The sequence below is a fragment of the Rhizobium sp. FKY42 genome, assembly GCF_005222835.1.
GTDB lineage: Bacteria > Pseudomonadota > Alphaproteobacteria > Rhizobiales > Rhizobiaceae > Neorhizobium.
Window position 1 is genome coordinate 167,441 of sequence record NZ_STGA01000044.1, and the last position, 18,465, is coordinate 185,905.

At 58.0% G+C, this 18,465-nt stretch carries 20 protein-coding genes; 9 read left to right on the plus strand and 11 right to left on the minus strand.

Going from position 1 to position 18,465, the window contains the following annotated elements:
* Positions 1-18 precede the first annotated feature (18 nt).
* From E8M78_RS24145 to E8M78_RS17020, 7 genes are all read left to right on the plus strand, one after another.
* Positions 19-165 (plus strand): DUF559 domain-containing protein, encoded by a 147-nt coding sequence (locus tag E8M78_RS24145; protein WP_348640126.1) that lies wholly within the window; start codon positions 19-21, stop codon positions 163-165.
* The gene (locus tag E8M78_RS24150; protein ID WP_348640124.1) at positions 125-349 is read left to right on the plus strand and encodes a DUF559 domain-containing protein; all 225 of its coding nucleotides are present in this window, start codon (positions 125-127) and stop codon (positions 347-349) included. The genes E8M78_RS24145 and E8M78_RS24150 overlap by 41 nt, the downstream gene beginning before the upstream one ends.
* 258 nt (positions 350-607) lie before the next feature.
* Positions 608-1,417: a xanthine dehydrogenase accessory protein XdhC gene (gene xdhC / locus E8M78_RS17000; RefSeq protein WP_137136170.1), complete on the plus strand. Its 810-nt coding sequence runs from the start codon at positions 608-610 to the stop codon at positions 1,415-1,417.
* 343 nt (positions 1,418-1,760) lie between these two features.
* On the plus strand, positions 1,761-2,717 hold the full coding sequence (locus tag E8M78_RS17005; protein WP_137136171.1) for a LysR substrate-binding domain-containing protein: 957 nt from the start codon (positions 1,761-1,763) through the stop codon (positions 2,715-2,717).
* 113 nt (positions 2,718-2,830) lie between these two features.
* Entirely contained in the window at positions 2,831-4,075 is a 1,245-nt protein-coding gene (gene puuD, locus E8M78_RS17010; protein ID WP_137136172.1) for a urate hydroxylase PuuD, read from the plus strand.
* Position 4,076: 1 nt separating this feature from the next.
* Positions 4,077-5,384, plus strand: a complete 1,308-nt coding sequence (gene guaD / locus E8M78_RS17015; RefSeq protein ID WP_137136173.1) for a guanine deaminase — start codon at positions 4,077-4,079, stop codon at positions 5,382-5,384.
* 95 nt (positions 5,385-5,479) lie between these two features.
* Positions 5,480-6,625: an alpha-hydroxy acid oxidase gene (locus E8M78_RS17020; RefSeq protein ID WP_137136174.1), complete on the plus strand. Its 1,146-nt coding sequence runs from the start codon at positions 5,480-5,482 to the stop codon at positions 6,623-6,625.
* A gap of 64 nt (positions 6,626-6,689) precedes the next feature.
* On the opposite strand, the gene E8M78_RS17025 is transcribed toward E8M78_RS17020, so the two are convergent.
* The 10 genes from E8M78_RS17025 to E8M78_RS17070 form a co-directional block, all read right to left on the minus strand.
* Positions 6,690-7,364, minus strand: coding sequence for a hypothetical protein (locus tag E8M78_RS17025; protein WP_137136175.1), 675 nt, complete (start codon positions 7,362-7,364; stop codon positions 6,690-6,692).
* Positions 7,365-7,494: 130 nt separating this feature from the next.
* Positions 7,495-8,241, minus strand: a complete 747-nt coding sequence (locus tag E8M78_RS17030) for a metallophosphoesterase family protein (RefSeq protein ID WP_137136176.1) — start codon at positions 8,239-8,241, stop codon at positions 7,495-7,497.
* Between the two features lies 1 nt (position 8,242).
* Positions 8,243-8,599: a hydroxyisourate hydrolase gene (uraH, locus tag E8M78_RS17035; RefSeq protein ID WP_137136177.1), complete on the minus strand. Its 357-nt coding sequence runs from the start codon at positions 8,597-8,599 to the stop codon at positions 8,243-8,245.
* Positions 8,596-9,096, minus strand: coding sequence for an ureidoglycolate lyase (locus E8M78_RS17040; protein WP_137136178.1), 501 nt, complete (start codon positions 9,094-9,096; stop codon positions 8,596-8,598). Before E8M78_RS17040 ends, uraH begins: the two co-directional genes overlap by 4 nt.
* 6 nt (positions 9,097-9,102) lie before the next feature.
* Positions 9,103-9,471 (minus strand): HepT-like ribonuclease domain-containing protein, encoded by a 369-nt coding sequence (locus E8M78_RS17045; RefSeq protein WP_137136179.1) that lies wholly within the window; start codon positions 9,469-9,471, stop codon positions 9,103-9,105.
* Positions 9,468-9,758 carry a nucleotidyltransferase family protein gene (locus tag E8M78_RS17050; protein WP_137136180.1) on the minus strand — a complete coding sequence of 97 codons (291 nt, stop codon included), beginning with the start codon at positions 9,756-9,758 and terminating at the stop codon, positions 9,468-9,470. The genes E8M78_RS17045 and E8M78_RS17050 overlap by 4 nt, the downstream gene beginning before the upstream one ends.
* Positions 9,759-9,790: 32 nt before the next feature.
* Complete coding sequence (gene uraD / locus E8M78_RS17055; RefSeq protein WP_137136312.1) at positions 9,791-10,291, minus strand: 2-oxo-4-hydroxy-4-carboxy-5-ureidoimidazoline decarboxylase; 501 nt, start codon at positions 10,289-10,291, stop codon at positions 9,791-9,793.
* Positions 10,291-11,214, minus strand: coding sequence for an allantoinase PuuE (gene puuE / locus E8M78_RS17060; RefSeq protein ID WP_137136181.1), 924 nt, complete (start codon positions 11,212-11,214; stop codon positions 10,291-10,293). The genes uraD and puuE overlap by 1 nt, the downstream gene beginning before the upstream one ends.
* A 99-nt stretch (positions 11,215-11,313) precedes the next feature.
* Positions 11,314-12,021, minus strand: coding sequence for a DUF1045 domain-containing protein (locus tag E8M78_RS17065; RefSeq protein WP_137136182.1), 708 nt, complete (start codon positions 12,019-12,021; stop codon positions 11,314-11,316).
* A gap of 84 nt (positions 12,022-12,105) precedes the next feature.
* Entirely contained in the window at positions 12,106-13,308 is a 1,203-nt protein-coding gene (locus E8M78_RS17070; RefSeq protein ID WP_137136183.1) for an FAD-binding oxidoreductase, read from the minus strand.
* Between E8M78_RS17070 and mnmD the strand changes: the two genes are divergently transcribed.
* Entirely contained in the window at positions 13,307-14,032 is a 726-nt protein-coding gene (gene mnmD / locus E8M78_RS17075) for a tRNA (5-methylaminomethyl-2-thiouridine)(34)-methyltransferase MnmD (RefSeq protein ID WP_137136184.1), read from the plus strand. The genes E8M78_RS17070 and mnmD overlap by 2 nt on opposite strands.
* Here the strand turns inward: mnmD and E8M78_RS17080 are convergent, their stop codons facing one another.
* Complete coding sequence (locus E8M78_RS17080; RefSeq protein ID WP_137136185.1) at positions 14,033-17,680, minus strand: response regulator; 3,648 nt, start codon at positions 17,678-17,680, stop codon at positions 14,033-14,035.
* A 371-nt stretch (positions 17,681-18,051) separates the two neighbouring features.
* Here E8M78_RS17080 and E8M78_RS17090 point away from each other — a divergent pair, with 371 nt between their 5' ends.
* A complete protein-coding gene (locus E8M78_RS17090; protein ID WP_137136187.1) occupies positions 18,052-18,387 on the plus strand; it encodes a hypothetical protein in 336 nt (111 codons plus the stop codon).
* The last annotated feature ends 78 nt before the right edge of the window (positions 18,388-18,465 follow it).

Here is an 18,465-nt window from a genome sequence, read left to right on the forward strand (position 1 = left end):
CGTCAAAATGCACGACGCATGCGTCGGGCGCTGACTGAACCGGAACTGAAATTCTGGAACGCTGTGCGCGCGCACCGATTGATGGGCTTAAGCTTTCGGCGACAGATGCCGATTAACGGCTATATTGCAGATTTTGCATGCCCCCAAGCACAAGCTGATTATTGAAATCGATGGTGCCACACATTCGATGGATCAACAGATTGCACGAGATGAACGCCGGGATTTAGAACTGTCGGCGCTCGGATGGCAGGTAATCCGCTTCACCAATGATGAAGTGCTCAATCAAACAGATGATGTTTGCACGCATATACTGAAGGTTATCGGGATTGATCACTTTGATGAATCGTAGCGTCGAAGTCGGAGCTTTACCCCCCTCTGTCCTGCCGGACATCTCCCCCTCAAGGGGGGAGATCAGCAGAACGGTTGCCCGCTCGCTCCTACAGCAATGCCAAGCGAAGGTTTCAACATCACAAAACAGCCAGAAGACTAGATGTGAACGGGAGGGCGCCCCAAGTCGATCTCCCCCCTTGAGGGGGAGATGTCCGGCAGGACAGAGGGGGGTGCAGTCTGCCTCAAGCTCACGAGGGACGCAGGGAAGTGAACCTAGATGAGCAGCTTATCGATATTCCTCAGCCGTAACCCCAACGCCGTTCTTGTGACCGTTGCCAGCGCGAAGGGCTCGACGCCGCGGGAGGAAGGCGCGTTCATGCTGGTCTCCGAGGCGGAATGCTTCGGCACCATCGGCGGCGGGCAGCTGGAATTCATGGCCATCGACAATGCACGCGCCCTCCTCACCGGCAGCGGCCTGCCGCAGATGGATGTGCCTCTCGGGCCGGAAATCGGTCAATGCTGCGGCGGCCGCACCCTGCTCTCCTTCCAGAATATGACGCCACAGCTGGCAGCTGACCTTGAGTCACGGTTTGCCGCAGAGTCAGGCGCCAACCCGCAGGTCCTGCTGTTCGGCGCGGGGCATGTGGGAAAGGCACTTGCCCTTGCTCTCTCGCCCCTGCCCTTTCAGGTAACGGTCGTGGAGACACGCGCCGAAGCGCTGGAGGAACTTCCGCCGAACATATCATCCAGACACATGGCCATGCCGGAATCCTTGATCAAAGATCTACCAGCAGGCACCGCCGTGATCATCCTCACCCATGATCACGCGCTGGATTTCCTCATCGCAAAGGAAGCCCTTGCCCGTAATGATCTGGCCTATGTTGGCATGATCGGCTCATCCACCAAAAGGGCGACCTTCAAAAGCTGGCTGCAGCGCGAGACAGACGGCACCGTGTCAGCCGAAAAACTGGTCCTCCCCATCGGCGGCACGATGGTCCGCGACAAGCGCCCGGCGGTGATTGCGGCGCTGGTGGCCGCGGAACTGCTGGAGACCTATGGGCGCCGTACCACAGACCTCGGCTTATAAAGGCGGCAGCCTGCGCTCAACGATGCGCTTCCATAAATCCCCGCGTAGTCGATCGGAACGGAGATCTCCTACACTGATCGCGAGATCCTGCTGTAGCTCGTCAGGCACCGATTCCATCTCCTCCGAGGGCAAGCGCAACAGCCTGCCCATGAGATGCGTGCACCAATTCCGGAACGCAGTTTTGCGCCGGGCAGAACCAAAGGTCCAGACCGCCATGATGGCCTCCAACACTAGATTTTTTCATGTCTGGCTCGACAAATGAGCCCATATCCGATGACATACCACCCGTTTCCTGCGCTCTACCAATTCAATCTGACGAGCGATCCAGAAAGAGAACTTATCGATGAAACTGTCGCGACAATTGCCGCTCAATGCGCTGCGCGTCTTCGAGGCGGTCGCACGCTGTGGCAGCTTCACGAAGGCTGGTGCAGAACTGGGCATGACCCAGACCGCTGTGAGCTATCAGATAAAACTGCTGGAAGATCATCTCGAGCGGGCCGTTTTCGTGCGGGAGGCACGCGGCATATCGCTGACGGCGACCGGTGAACTTCTGATCCCGAAGGTGACGGATGCGTTTTCAATGCTGTCCGAAGCAATAGCCGACGCGAAGCACGAGGCAGAAGGCGTGCTGGAAATCCGCTCTACGCCAACCTTCGCCTCCCATTGGCTCGCCCGCCATATCGGGTCGTTTCAACTTTCCCATCCCGGTCTGGCGGTTCGCATCATGCGTGCAGAGAAACCGGTCGATTTTAGAACTGACAATGCCGATGTGTTCATTTGGCGGGGTGACATCCCTCCCGCAGATGCGGAGGCGCTTGAGCTTTTTCGTATTCACTTCGCACCAATGCTCAGTCCACGATTGGCGGAAAGCATTGGCGGCTTGCAGAACCCATCCGACCTTCTGAGATTACCACTGATCATTGGCGGTGGAACGTGGTGGCAGGCCTGGTTCAGGAAAGTGGGCGTAGAAAATCCAGAGACTAACATGACCACCATCGACACTTTTGGCGCTCTGGATCTCGAAGGCAATGCCGCGATAGCAGGCAATGGTGTCGCGCTGCTGAGCCCGTTCTTCCACCGTGAGGAACTTGACGCTGGCAGACTTATCGCACCCTTCGACACCTACATGCTCGATAACCTGAAATACTGGCTCATCTATCCCAAAAACCGCCGCAGATTGGCGAAGATTCAGGCCTTTCGCGAGTGGCTGCCGAAGAAGCTGGCAAACGACCTGAGACTGCTGCCGCAGGAGCTTTCACCAAACGCGAGCATCCTGCCCCCTGAAAATTGCGCCCCGTAGCAGCCGCGAATACAAACAAAGCTGAATATCTGCTGCAATGCACCCTTTCCGCTTTCCTTCGTTTCAGAATTTTCGCAAAGTATCATGTCGGGGAATGAATCGGGAAAACCGAAATGTATGAATATGCCATAGCCTGGGAATGGCTGAGTTTCGCCGTGCGCTGGCTGCACGTTATCACCGCAATCGCGTGGATTGGCTCATCCTTCTATTTCATCGCGCTGGATCTCGGGCTGGTGAAGCGGCCGCATCTGCCGCCGGGAGCCTATGGCGAAGAATGGCAGGTGCATGGCGGCGGCTTTTATCACATACAGAAATATCTGGTGGCACCCGCGCAGATGCCCGAACACCTGACATGGTTCAAATGGGAAAGCTACGTCACCTGGCTCTCCGGCTTTGCCATGCTGTGCGTGGTCTATTACGGCGGAGCGGATCTCTTCCTCATCAATCACGAGGTTCTGCCGCTTGCACCATGGCAGGCGATCCTGTTGTCGCTGGCCTCGCTCTCCATCGGCTGGCTTATTTATGACCTGCTCTGCAAATCTCCGATTGGCGAGAATACCTGGGGGTTGATGGCAATTCTCTATGTGGTGCTGGTCGCCATGGCCTGGGGCTATACGCAGATCTTTACCGGTCGCGCTGCCTTCCTGCATCTTGGTGCCTTCACCGCCACCATCATGTCGGCCAACGTCTTTTTCATCATCATCCCGAACCAGAAGATCGTGGTCGCGGATCTGATTGCTGGCCGCACGCCGGACCCGAAATATGGCCGCATCGCCAAGCAGCGCTCGCTGCACAACAACTATCTCACCCTGCCCGTCATCTTCTTCATGCTGTCGAACCATTATCCGCTGGCCTTCGGCACGCAGTTCAGCTGGGTTATTGCGGCTCTGGTGTTTCTGATGGGCGTCACCATCCGGCACTGGTTCAACACCACCCACGCCCGCAAGGGAAAGCCAACCTGGACATGGCTCGTCACGGTGCTTCTCTTCATCCTCATCATGTGGCTTTCCACTGTGCCGAAGGTGCTGACGGGTGAGAAGCAGGCGGCGGTGCTTTCCCCCACGCAGCAGCAATTCGTGGCCGATGCGCATTTCGGGAAGGCCAAGGAAATCGTGCAGGGCCGCTGTTCCATGTGCCATGCGGCAGAACCGGTCTGGGAAGGCATTCGCTTTGCGCCCAAGGATGTGAAGTTCGAAACAGACGCCGAAATCGCCCGCCACGCGCACGAGATCTATATTCAGGCCGGACGCAGCCACGCTATGCCGCCGGGAAACGTGACAGAAATTTCGCCTGAGGAGCGCAAGCTGCTGACGGCCTGGTACGAAAGCGCCGTGAAGGGCGCCGGAGCAACACAATAAGATGACATCTACTCTTCTTCGCGGACGCCTGTTTTCCTTTCACCGCGCGCCGGAAAGCCTCACCGACGCGGCAAGCTATCTCTATGAGGAAGATGGCGGCCTTCTGGTGCAGGACGGACGCATCGCGAAGGTGGGCAGCTATACGCAGGTAAGGGCTGCTGCACCGGAAGGCGTGGAGGAAGTGGACCATCGACCGCATCTCATCCTGCCGGGCCTTATCGATACTCATGTGCACTTTCCGCAGATGCAGGTGATTGCCTCCTACGCCGCCAACCTGCTGGAATGGCTGAACACCTATACCTTCCCCGAAGAATGCCGTTTTGTGGAAACGGCCCATGCTGAACGCATCGCCATGCATTTCTATGATGAGTTTCTTCGGCAGGGCACCACCACCGCCGTTGCCTATTGCTCTGTCCATAAAGCTTCGGCCGATGCCTTCTTCGGTGAGGCCATGAAGCGCAACATGCTGATGGTTGGCGGCAAGGTGATGATGGATCGCCATGCGCCGCAAGGTCTTCTGGATACGCCGCAGCTTGGCTATGACGAGACCCGCGCCGTGATTGAGCAATGGCATGGCAAGGGACGCAACCATGTGGCGATCACGCCGCGCTTTGCCATCACCTCGACACCGGAACAGATGAGCGCAGCCCAGGCGCTGGCGACAGAATTCCCGGATCTGCATATCCAGACGCATCTGTCCGAGAACCATGACGAGATCCGTTTTACCTGCGAGCTCTACCCGGACGCGACCGATTACACCGATATTTATGCCCGCTATGGCCTGCTGGGCAATAAGACACTGCTCGGCCATGCCATCCATCTGTCGGAACGCGAGGCGGATGTGCTGTCGGAGACCGGATCCATTGCGGTGCACTGCCCCACTTCAAACCTCTTCCTCGGTTCCGGTCTCTTCCCGCTGAAGGCAATAAGACGCCGGGAAAAGCCTGTGCGCGTGGGCGTGGCAACGGATATTGGCGGTGGCTCCAGCTACTCCATGTTCAAGACCATGGATGAGGCCTACAAGATCCAGCAATTGCTAGGCGAGCGGCTGAACCCGCTGGAGAGCTTCTACCTGATGACGCGCGGCAACGCGGAAGCGCTTTCGCTGGTAGACCGGATCGGCACGCTGGGGGAAGGCACCGATGCCGATGTCGTGGTGCTGAACGCCTCTGCAACGCCTGCCATGCGGCTGCGTATGGAAACCGTCAGCACTCTGCACGAAGAGCTGTTCCTGCTACAAACGCTGGGCGACGACCGTGCAGTGGTGGAAACCTATGTGGCCGGAAAAGCGATGAAACCTCGGAGTTAGGTAAGCAGCAAAGGCCTCCCAAATCATACTTTTTGCTTCCTTCAGACCGCGCTTATGCTAGTTGTTGAACAACCATCTGGAGGAAATGAAGACCTATGACTGCCCCGCTGACGATTGCCGATCTAAAGGCGCTTGCGCGCCGCCGCGTGCCGAAAATGTTCTTTGAATACGCGGATAGCGGCTCCTGGACGGAAGGCACCTATCGGGCAAACGAAGACGACTTCGCAGCCATCAAGCTGCGTCAGCGTGTCATGGTCGACATGACCAACCGGTCATTGAAGAGCACCATGATCGGTCATGACGTCGCCATGCCGGTGGCTCTGGCGCCGACGGGCTTCACCGGCATGCAGCATGCGGATGGTGAAATGCTAGCGGCGAAAGCGGCGGAAGAATTCGGCGTTCCCTTCACACTGTCAACCATGAGCATCTGCTCGATCGAGGATGTGGCCTCCGTTACGACCAAGCCGTTCTGGTTCCAGCTCTATGTGATGCGGGATCGTGATTTCGTCCAGAACCTGATCGATCGTGCAAAGAAAGCCGGTTGCTCGGCACTGGTCGTGACCGCCGATCTGCAGATCCTTGGCCAACGCCACAAGGATCTTCACAATGGGCTTTCGGCACCGCCGAAATTCACGCCCAAGCACGTATGGCAGATGGCAACGCGCCCGCAATGGTGCCTTGGCATGCTGGGCACGAAGCGCCGCACCTTCGGCAACATCGTCGGCCATGCCAAGAATGTATCCGATCTCTCGTCACTCGGGTCCTGGACGGCGGAACAGTTCGATCCGCGTCTTTCCTGGAAAGACATCGAGTGGATCAAGCAGCAGTGGGGCGGCAAGCTCATCATCAAGGGCGTTCTGGATGAGGAAGACGCCCGCGCCGCCGCCGATACCGGAGCGGACGCCATCATCGTTTCAAATCACGGCGGCCGCCAGTTGGATGGCGCGCCATCCTCCATCAGCATGCTGCCGAAGATCGTGGCTGCCGTGGGCGATCGTATCGAAATTCATGTCGATGGCGGTATTCGGTCTGGCCAGGATGTGCTGAAGGCGGTGGCTCTCGGCGCGCGCGGCACCTATATCGGTCGCCCCTTCCTCTATGGTCTCGGTGCCATGGGTAAAGAAGGGGTCGATCTTGCTCTGAGCATCATTCGCAAGGAACTGGATGTCACCATGGCGCTCTGCGGCAAGCGCGATATTCAGGCGGTCGATCGCAGCATATTGGCTCACAACCCTTATTGAGATTAATGCCCCCCGCATTCAACTGATCGCATGGCGGAATGCGGGGATGCCAGTTTCAACTCAATTACTTGGACGCCGTGTCCGCAACGCGTGCGTCCTCGATAACATACTTGATAAGACCCTTCTCCCGGATCTGACGGAAGAGGATGTAATGTTGCGGGAACGCTCCGCCGGTTGCGGCGTCCTTCTGACCAACCCAGGACGATGCAACATCCGGTCCCGCCACATCGGCGGTGAAGACATTGCCATCATGCGCCCCCACAAGCGTATAGGGCGCTGCGCTCGGCATGCGTGCCACGAAGGTTGCGGCCAGATCACTCTGCATGTAGCCAGACAGTTGCAACATCGTGTCCGGAGAATGCGGAAACGCAACACCGTTGTTGGACGTGCTGTTGTGCCAGTAGCAAAGCGGCATCAGATAGCAATCGCCGCCCGTGGTCACTGAACCATCGCTGTTCGGTGTCATGTGGCCACCGACACTGAAATTCGGATGCGATGACGTTCCCGTCGGCAAAGGCGATGTCGCATAGCAGTGATCGTTGGAATTGGTGCCAATTCCATTGTTGATCAGCAGCTGTTTCCACGTCACCCCATTGATTTTGGGATCAGGGGTACTCCCTACGACGTTATAAAGATCACCTGTATAGATGACCACAGTCGCGGATGTGGATTCGATAATGACGCCCGAGTGGCGTTGCGCGAATTCAGCCAGCGCCTGAGCAACTGAAATATCTTCCATGGAAAAATCCCCCATATAAAAAACCGCAGAATTACGACCTGCGGTTTTAAAAATATAGGGACACACCTAAGCGTACAATGCGTTGACCTTTGCACTGGTCACCGCTGCGTTTGCGCAAACCACTATTCGCTTACGAAAGCCAGCCGGTGGCGAGTGCAGCCGCCCATTCCGGACGACCGTTGGCCTCAGCAATCGCGGACTGGTGCAGATGATCATATGCAACGAGTCGAAAGGTAACGCTCCATTTTCCCTCCACCCGTTCACAGATTGCATAGGAGGCAAGCGGGGAACCGGTTTCCACCCGATGCGGCACGGGCTCCTCGTCGGAATAGGCGGGACAGCCAACGCTGCCGGGATTGACGATCAACCGCCCATTGGAAAGCATTACGGCGCGCGGCACATGCGAATGGCCACACAGGATCAGCGATTGGGAGATTCCATCGGCAAGCGCCTCGATATCCGCACGCGCTTTTTGATAGACGTATCCATCTCCGCTGACGGTCTGGAGCCAATAGGCATCATCCGCCTGCGGTGTGGCATGGCAGAGATAGACCTCGTTCTTCCAGACCAGCGATACCGGCAGACTGCGCAGCCAATCCAGATGCTCGGGCGTCAGTTGCGCAAATGCTGCCGCATCGGACTGCCCCATGTCACTGACTGCCTGCTCGACCAGATATCGATCATGATTGCCTCGGACTGTCGGCAGATCGAGAGAGAGCAGAAGGTCCGCGGTCTTTCCGGCGTCCAGCGGGCCGGAAAGACAATCACCGAGATTGACGATGGCGTTGGTGGGAATACCTTGCTGACCGATATCCGTGAGCACCGCCTCCAGCGCCGCACAGTTCCCGTGAATGTCGGCGATGGCGGCAAAGCGCATGTCAGCTGCCTCGATAGGTTGAATAGCCGTAAGGCGAGATCAGCAGTGGCACATGGTAATGGCCACTTTCGTCCGCGATGCCGAAACGGATGGGAATGACATCCAGAAATGCGGGTTCCGCAAGGATGGCTCCGGAACGGCGCAGATAGTCACCGGCATGGAAGACAAGTTCATAGGTTCCCTTGCGGAACGTCTCGCCAACCAGAATCGGACCGCCATCCACCCGCCCATCGGAATTGGTGATGACGGTCTTCAAATGGTGACGCGCCTCACCTTGCAGATGGAAAAGGTCGATCGTTAGACCTTCCGCCGGTTTGCCAAGGGCAGTATCAAGAACATGGGTGGTCAATCCGGTCATAGGCTGGGCTCGCTGATGCTGTAGGGTTGATCAAAAAAGAACTCTTCCAGATTGTTGCCCGGCCCGTCGCGGTCAACGACCAGAAAATCGGAAACCTCACCGATCGTCATCAGCGGGTGATGCCACACATTGCGGCGATAGTTCACACCCTGGTCACCGTGCGCCAGAAACACCTGCGGCTCCCCCGGTCTGCCTTCATCATCCTCGGAGACGACGACGAGATAGGCACGACCATTCAAGGGTGAAAAGCTCTGGCTGCCGTACGGGTGGCGCTCCATCATCGTGAGCGTATACGGGAAGGGCCGAGGCTGGCCTCGGAAGATATTGATGATGACACGAGCGCCTTCCCCCGAAATGTCCGCTTCTGCCAGTGCATGAAACCGCTCCGTATTGCCACCATTGATGAACTTCATACGGGCGGGATCGGCCTCGATCACCTGACCGAAGGGCGCAAACGCGGCTTGAGTGAGCGGCTTGATGGGCAGGGTTCTGGACATCTGGAATTATTCACCTTGGGCATGGATATGGCGCAGAGCGCGAAGCTGGGCAAGGAGTTGGGGAACGGTGCGGCTGGCAGCAACCCACAGCGCCTTGGGATCAAAATTCGAGAGATCCTGAAGTATGTGATTGCGAAGATCGACAAGTCCCGACAAGCCAAGATCTGGATGGTCGGCCGCAAATTCCGGGTTCCGTTTGAGGATATCGGACGCCGCCCCTCCAATAATCATGAGATTCATGCTTATGGCACGCTGCTTGACGATATCGCTTCGAAAATCGTCCGCAGTCATATCGGCAATGAAGGCACCTGTGTCGACGCAAACCGGCGTCATCTGGTCAATCGTTTCCAGCAGACGCTCTTGAGCACGGCTCATACCGCAACAGCCTCTGCCAGTACGCGATCCCGGACTCTCGGGCGAAGCCCCTTGCTGGTTGCAAGATCAACGCGCATCTGCAGCAGGTTCTCCAACTCGTGCTGAAGACCGCCAAGATCGAAAAGCGTGGTGTCCTCCAGTGTATCGACCAGAATATCCAGATCGCTGTCGTCGCGATCCTCACCGCGCGCAACAGAGCCGAAGATGCGAGGGTTCGCCAGCCGGTGGCGGGCGACGAGCGCCCGGATCGCCTCCCTGTTTTTCTCCAGCACTTCCGATGGGCGCATGTTCAACTCCTGTCGACCATTCTACCCCATCCTCATGCGGAAGGCAGCATGCTTTCAAGCCGCAGGAGTGCGATACGCTCCACCTGCCCGCAAGCAGTCGAAAACTCTTCTTCCCGACTGTTGTTCACCCGCTTCTCGAAAGCAGACAGAATATCGTGCCTGTTCAACCCCTTGACCGCAATGATGAAGGGAAAACCGAATTTCTGCGTATAAGCGTCGTTCAGCTCGGTGAAGCGGGCATGCTCTTCCGGCGAAAGGCGATCCAGGCCAGCGCCTGCCTGTTCTTTCCGGCTGTCTTCGGTCAGCTCACCCGCAATCGCCAGCCTGCCCGCGAGATCCGGGTGGGCGCGCAGGACGCCTAACCGCTCATCCTCGGATGCTACGCGAAACACCGCCACCAGCGCCGCATGAACCCGCTGCGAATTCAGGGTGTCGCCCCGCACCAGATCATCGTCAAAGGCCCGTTCAGCGATGAAGGGTGAATGTTCGAAAACACCGCCAAAGCGGTCGACAAAGTCTTCCCGTGTCATGATCAGATCGTGTCCGGCTTGTGGTGCTCGTGCCAATGGCGGGCAATCTCTATCCGCTTCGGGATCCATACCTTCTTGTGTTCGAGCACATATTCCATGAAGCGCCTCAGCGCGGCGATACGGCCCGGACGACCGACAAGGCGGCAGTGCAGACCGACGGACATCATCTTGGGCGCGCCCTCCTTGCCTTCCTGATAGAGCGTGTCGAACGTGTCCTTCAGGTAAGTATAGAACTGGTCGCCCGAATTGAAACCCTGCGGCGTGGCAAACCGCATGTCATTGGCATCCAGCGTGTAGGGGATGATGAGGAAAGGTTTGCCATCCACGCCTTTCACCCAGAACGGCAGATCGTCCGCATAACTGTCGGAGGAATAGAGGAAGCCGCCCTCCTCCTGCACCAGCCGCAACGTGTTGATGGAGGGCTTGCCCTGATACATCCCATACGGACGCTCACCAGCAACTTCGGTGTGAAGCCGCACCGCATCCAGAATGTGCTGGCGCTCCAGTTCTTCCGGATAGTCCTTGTATTCGTGCCAGCGATAGCCGTGGCTGGCGATTTCCCAACCTGCCTCGTTCATGGCAGCAACCGCATCCGGGTTGCGCATCATGGCAAGCGTCACGCCATAGACCGTGCAGGGAACTTTCAGCTCCGTGAACAGGCGGTGCAGACGCCAGAAGCCGGCACGCGAACCATATTCATAGATGCTTTCCATGTTGAGATTGCGTTGTCCCGGCCAGGCTGCCGCCCCAACAATTTCTGAGAGAAGATTTTCCGACGCCGGATCGCCATCCAGAATGCAACTTTCGCCGCCTTCCTCGTAATTGATCACGAACTGGACCGCGATGCGCGCGCCACCCGGCCATTTCGGGTCCGGAATATTGCGGCCATAGCCAATGAGATTGCGCGGGTAAGTGTCTGCCACCATCGAAAATCACCTTCTCAAACAGGGTTTCGACGGTAGCACTCGCCAATCAAATGTCGAGTGTTTCTAATGCATTGCACAAGACATTTTCAATTTGCCCTTTCAGGCAATCCGCCGCGCAGAGACACTGCCCAGAGGATGGAGCGAGTGTACCAGAAACGGCGCACCCGGTTCTGTCTCGACAAACAGCGCAAGATTGAACAGAACCTGCGGGCGCTGGAGAATGGGCTCGAAATAGCGCTTCAGCACCTGTTCGAAGACCGGCATTTCCGCAGCCCCCACGGGGCCGGTCAGCGTCATGTGAAAACGGAACTCGTCCATCACATGCGGATGGCCAAACCGGTGCAGGTTGGAAAACTGCGATGCCGACAGGCGCTCCGTATCGACCCGATCCAGTTCCGCTTCCGAAAGCGGAGCCCGGAAAGAATCGAAATGCATCACGACGCTCGATGCCAGATGGTTGAGGTCCGGGCATGGGCGATCGGGCACAAGCGCGAAACGGTTTCCAAGCCGCACAACTTCGAGACGCGGCAAAGGCACCGGCTGATGCTGACCCGTGAAATGCAGTAGGTGCCTGAGTAGCATGGGTTCGGTCATGCCATCGGCCAGCCGGAAGGGCGGCTTCAGCGTCGCGTGAAAGCCATAGCGACGCGGCACCGCTGTGTTGAAGGCAATCTCGTGCAGGCCGAGTTCCCGGATGAACGGCAACTCCATGGCCTCACCGGAAAATGCATTTCGCCCAAGCCATTGCGATGCGGCAATGGTCAATGGATCTGCCGCCGTCGGCGTGAAATTAATGGCATACCGCATCTGCTAACCTCCAAGGTCCCCCGACCTCGCCGAGCAGCAGATAGGTGATTCAGATGACAGCGTGACGACACGGATATGTCGACATCATTCTGTCGATGCAACTTTCAGATGATGCGCCAGCAGGTAACTACCCGGAACCACCATTGGCTGTCCTGCCATCCCGCGCAGAACCATATCCGCCAGACGATGGGCAATACCGAAGGAGACCTTGAAACCACCCGTCAGTGCGAAAACATTGGGCGCATCGGGATGCGGGCCGATCATCGGATCGCGGTCCACCGCCCTTGGCCGCAAGCCGGCCCACCGCTCCACCACTGGCGCCTCGGCAATCGCCGGACATAGAGCCCGCGCCTTTTCGACAAGCGCGTCCAGCCGATGATCCGTGTCGAACGGCGCATCGAACTCTTCCTCGCTCGTACTTCCGATTGCGACCCTGCCATCCTCGTGCGGCACCACATAGACACCGTTGAGATAAATGATCGGAGCGTCTGCCGGAACATCAACCTGCACCAAGGCCGCCTGCCCTTTCACGCCACGCCCCAACGGTCTGGAAAGCACCGGCCCCAGCCCATCCAGCAGAGCAAATGAACCGACGCCTGCCGCAACCACAGCCTGACCGAACAGGATATCCTCGCCATTCGACAGGACAGCTCGATCGGCGAGAAGCTTAGGCACGGCCTCACCATCCAGCCTGCTTACGGTCGGCAACTGGTCGCAGGCAGCCACGAGCGCGACGATCAGACTGCGCGGCGACACACGTCCTGCCAGACCATCCTCGATCAAACCGGCTGCACACATGTCCGGAGAAAGCCAATCTGGATCTGCAGGTGCATCCAGCACCCGCCAGTCGAAACGCCTCTCGCCGTTCTGCCATCGAAGAACTGCATCCTCGCCATTGCGTTCTGCAATTTCTCGCAGATGCGGCTTGGGCAGCGGGATCAGCCGCCCGCACCGGCTATAACCGCAGGAAAGGCCTGTTTCAGCCTCCAGCCGCGCTATCTCCTCTTCGAGTTGCACGAGCGCATCGAACTGAAACTGCTTCTTCTCATTCCATCGGTCAGGTGTGTGCGCCATCAGGGCACCGAGCAGGCCACCGCTTGCACCCGAGGCGGGCGCCTTTGCATCGACAAGCAGGGTCTTCACTCCAGCGCGGCCAGCCTTCAGCGCAAGCCACAGCCCCATGACACCTGCACCGATGACGAGAAGATCGACAGTGCGCCTTGCCGATACGGATTGACCGCCGGAGGGCAGCACATTATCCGCATGGGTCAGAAAAGGATGAACCATGACGGCTCCCGGACAGACTGAAAACGAGGCGGCACCGCTGGAATGGCGCGAGGGCGATATGCCCTATTCCACCCAGTTTGGCGATCACTTTTATTGTCAGACCGATGGCAGGCTCGAATGCAGCCACGTGTTTCTGGCTGGAAACGGTCTGCCGCAGCGCTGGCAGAGACCGGGCGAATTCCGCATCGGCGAACTCGGCTTCGGAACGGGCCTGAACTTTTGCGAGACATGGCGCCAGTGGCAGCAGACGGCACCTTCAGAGGCAAGCCTGCATTTCACCTCTTTCGAACTGCTGCCGATGGCCGCAAACGAAATAGACCGCGCGCTTGCCCATTGGCCGGAGGTGGATGCTGAGCGCAAGGCACTCACCGCCCTCTGGCCGGAACAGCCCGAAGGCATCATCTCGCTGCGCCTGAACGACCGGGTTCGCCTCACTGTAGTCTGCGGCGAAGCGGGTTCAAACGTTCCCCGTTGGGATGGCGCGTTCGATGCATGGTTTCTGGATGGGTTCGCACCGTCCCGCAATCCGGCCATGTGGTCGCTGGAGCTTATGACGGCAGTCTGTGAGAAAGCCGCCATGGACGGTACATTTGCCACTTATGCAGCGGCAGGCTTCGTGCGGAGAAACCTGCAGGCGGCAGGCTTTGTCGTGGAACGACGACCGGGTTTTGCGGGCAAGCGAGAAATGTTGTGTGGTATCAGGCCTTCACCCGATCCAGCATGATCAAACCTGAAAGGCGCCGTCGGCTTCCGAGTCCGGTGAATACCACTCACTGATCTTGGCGATCAGGATTTCCGGACTGATCGGCTTGGAGAGGTAGTCATCCATTCCCGCTGCCAGACAGAGATCACGGTCGCTTTCCAGCGCATGGGCCGTCACGCCGATAATGGGGGTATGGCCACCGTCCGACCGCTCGATTTCCCGGATGCGGCGGGTTGCCTGATGTCCGTTCATCAGCGGCATCGAGACATCCATCAGGATGAGGCGCGGTCTTTCCTGCGTCCAGGCGGCAACGGCCTGCTCTCCATTTTCCACCATGCGGAAGCGCACGCCCATGGATTGCAGGATCTGGGTGAAAACAATCTGGTTAACCTCATTGTCTTCGGCCACGAGAACTTCAAGCCCTCTGGACGACCTACGAGCACCGTTGCCCTTCAGGACCGAACCAAGCAGCGCAGCACTGGCAACAGGCTTGACGGGCCTAGATGAAACTTGCCTTGCAGCCGCCGAAGCGTCGCTGTCTCGCCTGCCATTTCGCACCACATCGACGAGCGTGGAGTGCAGCAACTGCCCGCGCGCCGGCTTCATGAGATGCGCCTGAAGGTTGAGACCTTCGTTGCCCACCTCTGCATGCGCCGTGTCCATGGATGTCAGGAAAATGATCGGCAGATCGGCCAGCCGGGCATCTTTGCGAATGGCTGCTGCGACCGCAAGCCCGTTCATTTCAGGCATCTGGTAATCGAGGATGAGGGCATCGACCCGTACACCAAACTGGTCCGCCGCCTTGAGAACGGCAAGCCCCTCCTCACCGCTGGCGGCCGCAACGCCGTCGAAGCCCCAGGATGCAAGTTGTTCGGAGAGGATCTGCCGATTGATGGGATTGTCGTCGATCACGAGAATTTTTGCGTTCTGCACGCTGGCTGGCGTGGTGAGTACCACAGCGCTTCCCGGTGCCGCGTCAAAGGGTAGAACGGCCGAAAAGATGGACCCCTGCCCGATCTTGCTCTCAACCCGGATCGTACCGCCGAAGATTTCAACCAGACCGGCCGTGATGGACAGTCCCAGACCGGTTCCCTCGTGCCGTCGCGTTGATGAGCCGTCAACCTGTGAGAACTTCTCGAAGATCCGGTCCAGTTCGTCATCCGGAATGCCGATACCAGTATCCTCGATACTCAAGTGAAGAGAAACGCGGTTGTCTTCGCTCCACTCCGCATGGACATCCACCAGCACATGCCCCTGCTCCGTAAACTTGATTGCATTGCCCAGCAGATTGGTGACGATCTGCCGGAAGCGCCCGGCATCGCCAAGCACGCGAAGGCCCCCACCGCTTGCCTTGACGATGAGCTCGATATCCTTTTCCGCCGCAGAGGAGGACAGAAGCGTTGCGACATCCTCCACGGCGTCGATGACATCGAACGGCACCTTGCGCAGCGTCATCTGCCCTGCATCGATCTTCGAGAAATCCAGGATATCGTTGATGATCGTCATCAGCGTCTTGCCCGATTTCACGATGATCTCGGTAAACGTCTTCTGCTTGGTATCGAGATTGGATTTGGAAAGCAGCTCAGCCATGCCAAGGACGCCATTCATCGGCGTGCGGATCTCATGGCTCATATTGGCGAGGAATTCCGATTTCGCCTTGTCGGCAGCTTCCGCCCGCGCCAGCAGACGCTGAAGCTCCCGCTCGCGGTGGCGAATCTCGGTGACATCGGTGTAGACGGCGAGATACTGCTTCTCTCCGCTCTTCTTCATTTCGAGGTCGATGAAACGATCGCCACCGATACACATGGAGACTTTCGCACTTGCCCCGCCGACAGGCCCCTGCGCCCACTCCAGCAACTGAAGGACCACCTTGTCGGCGTCTGGAATATTGCCTCGCTCGATCAGTCGCTGGTAAAGCGGTCGCCATTGCTTACCCACCTGAAGATCGTCCTCGGGAAGATCCAGAAGGCGGTGGACCGCATCATTGCAGAATGCGATGTCCTCGCCATGCATGATGAGAATGCCCTGCGACATGGCGCCAGTGGCATCGCGCATCATGTCCGCGTGTTTGTCTAGCGCCTCTCTTGCCTCCAGGGCTTCCTGCTCCCGGCGGCGGATTGCGGTGATATCCACACAGGTGAACAGGATCTTGTCGCCGCTCACATGCATCCGGTCCACAAGAATTCGACGACCATTGGGATTGGACAGTTCGAATTGCGGAATGGGACCGGGATGGCGCAGCATCTCCTTTCGTTGACGGATCAATGTCTCAACATCAACATTTTCGTGATCGTACATTCCCCGCGCGAAATTGAACCGCAGGAAGTCCTCATAGTGTTCGCCGGTCCAGTTGCGGAACTCGTCGCCGTCTGCCCGCCAGAACTCGTTCAAAGCATTGTTCACATATTCAAGGCGAAGATCGCTATCGAGGATAGCAATACCAACGGGAAGCGCCTCAAGAATGGCCTTCAGCTGCTCATGCAAATATTCGGCGCGACGCTGGGCATCCCTCACAAGGCTGACATCGGTCACCGAGCCGACAATGTAGGTTTCTCCCGAAGGCGAGGAAATGCGACCAAGTCGGGTGATGGCCGCCATGACGCGTCCATCCTGGAAAATGACATCCTCGTCTTTTTCGATCCGGCCGCCCTGTTGCAGCAACCTCTCGTTTTCCTCGCGGTAGAGCTCTGCCGCCTCAGGGAACATCTCCTCCTCGGTCTTGCCGATGAATTTTTGCCGGTCGCCTCCCAGCATTTCCTCATAGATACGGTTGACGTAGACGATGCGGCGGCGGCTATCCCGCAGAAACACGGCGACCGGTAGATCTTCAAAGGCAGCGCGGTAGATCTGGCTTTCTTCCACCTCACGCGCCAGGCGCATTTCCTGCACCTTCTGGTCTGTCACATCCTGCCGCAGCATGATCATCCAGCGATTGTCCAGCCGCTTGTTCACGCTGCGCAGCCAGCGGCCATCCGGCATCGGCTCCACGGCATGCCATTCCGGCCTGCGCAGAAGCTCAAGACGAGCCTCGACAGCCTCGTCGCCCATCAAGCTGGCTTCTGTGCCATAGTCGTCTACCGCCTCACCGGCGCGGAACGCATCTGCAACAATGTCGCAAAGCCTGCGTCCAATGGACAAAGGCGTATTGAGCGCCTCAAAGTGCAGGCGTATGTGTTCATTGAAAAAGACCAGCGTCTCGTTCTGGTCGTAGATCGCAATTCCGGCGTTGAGAAGATCGAGAGACGGTCCGAGGACGGCCAGATCCGACAGATCGTCGGGCAGGGTACGGCCATCCGGGACGAGCGGCGCCTTTGACGCTGCATACGGCAGATAGAGAACAAAAAGAAAAGCGCTGTCGTCATGTGACAGGAAACGTTCGATCTGGATGTCATAGAGCGGACGGCCGGAATTTTCCCTTTCGGTCGCGACTTCTTCCGTCCCGAAGACAAGAGCCCGCCTCTGCTTGTCTTCAAGCTCTGAAGTCTCAGTCAATCCACGGATATCCTCGGCGCGACGGCCCTTGAACAGGTGAAGCGGAATGCCGCAGAAGCTTGCATAGGCGTCATTGACCGCCACATAGCGCAGGCTGCCATCCTTGATGAAGGCAGGCGTCGTCAGATCGCCGATCCGGCGGCAGGCCTTCTCCAGTAAAGCGCTGTCGTTCTCCAACTCATCCCCCACGAACCACGCAGAAGTACGGATCGATGATTCGCATGTTGCGCGGTTTCTTATGAATTGACACGGGTATAGTTAATCAACGCTTGATAAACCGGGACATAAGCCACAGGAATTCTGCATTTGAACCGGTGAGCGGACCCGAGAAGTATCGAACCCATCTTTATTGGCATTCACAGATTTGCCGCGCATCTGCCAAAGTCAGGCCATATTGCCAGCACTGCGAGCAGATTTGATCCATCAGAACAATTTCACGTTTCGTCTGGCTGAACGCCTGTTCAGACTTCTCCTGAGCCTTTTCCATCAAACTGCCGCCTTTATATTTCACTCTCGGAATGTGCCCAGATGGGTGAAAGGAAAGATCCATGTTCGCATTGAGCAAAGTCATAACGTCCGGTCTGGCGGTTGCAACAGTGACAAGCGCGCTGGCGGTCACGGCGCCTGCGGCGGAAGCCCGGGACGATTTCGCGGCTGGCCTTGCCGGTGGCCTCGTCGGCGGCCTGATTGGCGGCGCCATTGCCTCGCAGCCTCGCGGTCCGGTTTACGAAGGCCCAGTTTACATCGATCCGCCGTCGCCGCCGCCGCGCCGCGTTTACTACGAGCGCACATATTATCGCCCGGCGCCTGCACCACGCTGCCATTATGAATGGCGCGAGAATGATTGGGGCGAGGCATTCCGGGTGCGGGTGTGCCCTTACTAATTCCAAGTACCAATCCTGAGCCTGCTGGCTGTGCCGCTTGGCCTTGGAACGGATGATAATTGCGTGAGCCCGTGCCAA

What these genes read in the sequence shown, in the direction of transcription:
- xdhC (WP_137136170.1), top strand. Translation starts at nt 608, where the DNA reads ATGAGCAGCTTATCGATATTCCTCAGCCGTAACCCCAACGCCGTTCTT.
- mnmD (WP_137136184.1), top strand. Translation starts at nt 13,307, where the DNA reads ATGACGGCTCCCGGACAGACTGAAAACGAGGCGGCACCGCTGGAATGG.
- E8M78_RS17005 (WP_137136171.1), top strand. Translation starts at nt 1,761, where the DNA reads ATGAAACTGTCGCGACAATTGCCGCTCAATGCGCTGCGCGTCTTCGAG.
- E8M78_RS17030 (WP_137136176.1), bottom strand. Translation starts at nt 8,241, where the DNA reads ATGCGCTTTGCCGCCATCGCCGACATTCACGGGAACTGTGCGGCGCTG.
- guaD (WP_137136173.1), top strand. Translation starts at nt 4,077, where the DNA reads ATGACATCTACTCTTCTTCGCGGACGCCTGTTTTCCTTTCACCGCGCG.
- E8M78_RS17065 (WP_137136182.1), bottom strand. Translation starts at nt 12,021, where the DNA reads ATGCGGTATGCCATTAATTTCACGCCGACGGCGGCAGATCCATTGACC.
- puuE (WP_137136181.1), bottom strand. Translation starts at nt 11,214, where the DNA reads ATGGTGGCAGACACTTACCCGCGCAATCTCATTGGCTATGGCCGCAAT.
- E8M78_RS17040 (WP_137136178.1), bottom strand. Translation starts at nt 9,096, where the DNA reads ATGTCCAGAACCCTGCCCATCAAGCCGCTCACTCAAGCCGCGTTTGCG.
- uraH (WP_137136177.1), bottom strand. Translation starts at nt 8,599, where the DNA reads ATGACCGGATTGACCACCCATGTTCTTGATACTGCCCTTGGCAAACCG.
- E8M78_RS17020 (WP_137136174.1), top strand. Translation starts at nt 5,480, where the DNA reads ATGACTGCCCCGCTGACGATTGCCGATCTAAAGGCGCTTGCGCGCCGC.
- E8M78_RS17090 (WP_137136187.1), top strand. Translation starts at nt 18,052, where the DNA reads ATGTTCGCATTGAGCAAAGTCATAACGTCCGGTCTGGCGGTTGCAACA.
- E8M78_RS24145 (WP_348640126.1), top strand. Translation starts at nt 19, where the DNA reads ATGCGTCGGGCGCTGACTGAACCGGAACTGAAATTCTGGAACGCTGTG.
- E8M78_RS17045 (WP_137136179.1), bottom strand. Translation starts at nt 9,471, where the DNA reads ATGAGCCGTGCTCAAGAGCGTCTGCTGGAAACGATTGACCAGATGACG.
- E8M78_RS17025 (WP_137136175.1), bottom strand. Translation starts at nt 7,364, where the DNA reads ATGGAAGATATTTCAGTTGCTCAGGCGCTGGCTGAATTCGCGCAACGC.
- E8M78_RS17070 (WP_137136183.1), bottom strand. Translation starts at nt 13,308, where the DNA reads ATGGTTCATCCTTTTCTGACCCATGCGGATAATGTGCTGCCCTCCGGC.
- E8M78_RS17050 (WP_137136180.1), bottom strand. Translation starts at nt 9,758, where the DNA reads ATGCGCCCATCGGAAGTGCTGGAGAAAAACAGGGAGGCGATCCGGGCG.
- puuD (WP_137136172.1), top strand. Translation starts at nt 2,831, where the DNA reads ATGTATGAATATGCCATAGCCTGGGAATGGCTGAGTTTCGCCGTGCGC.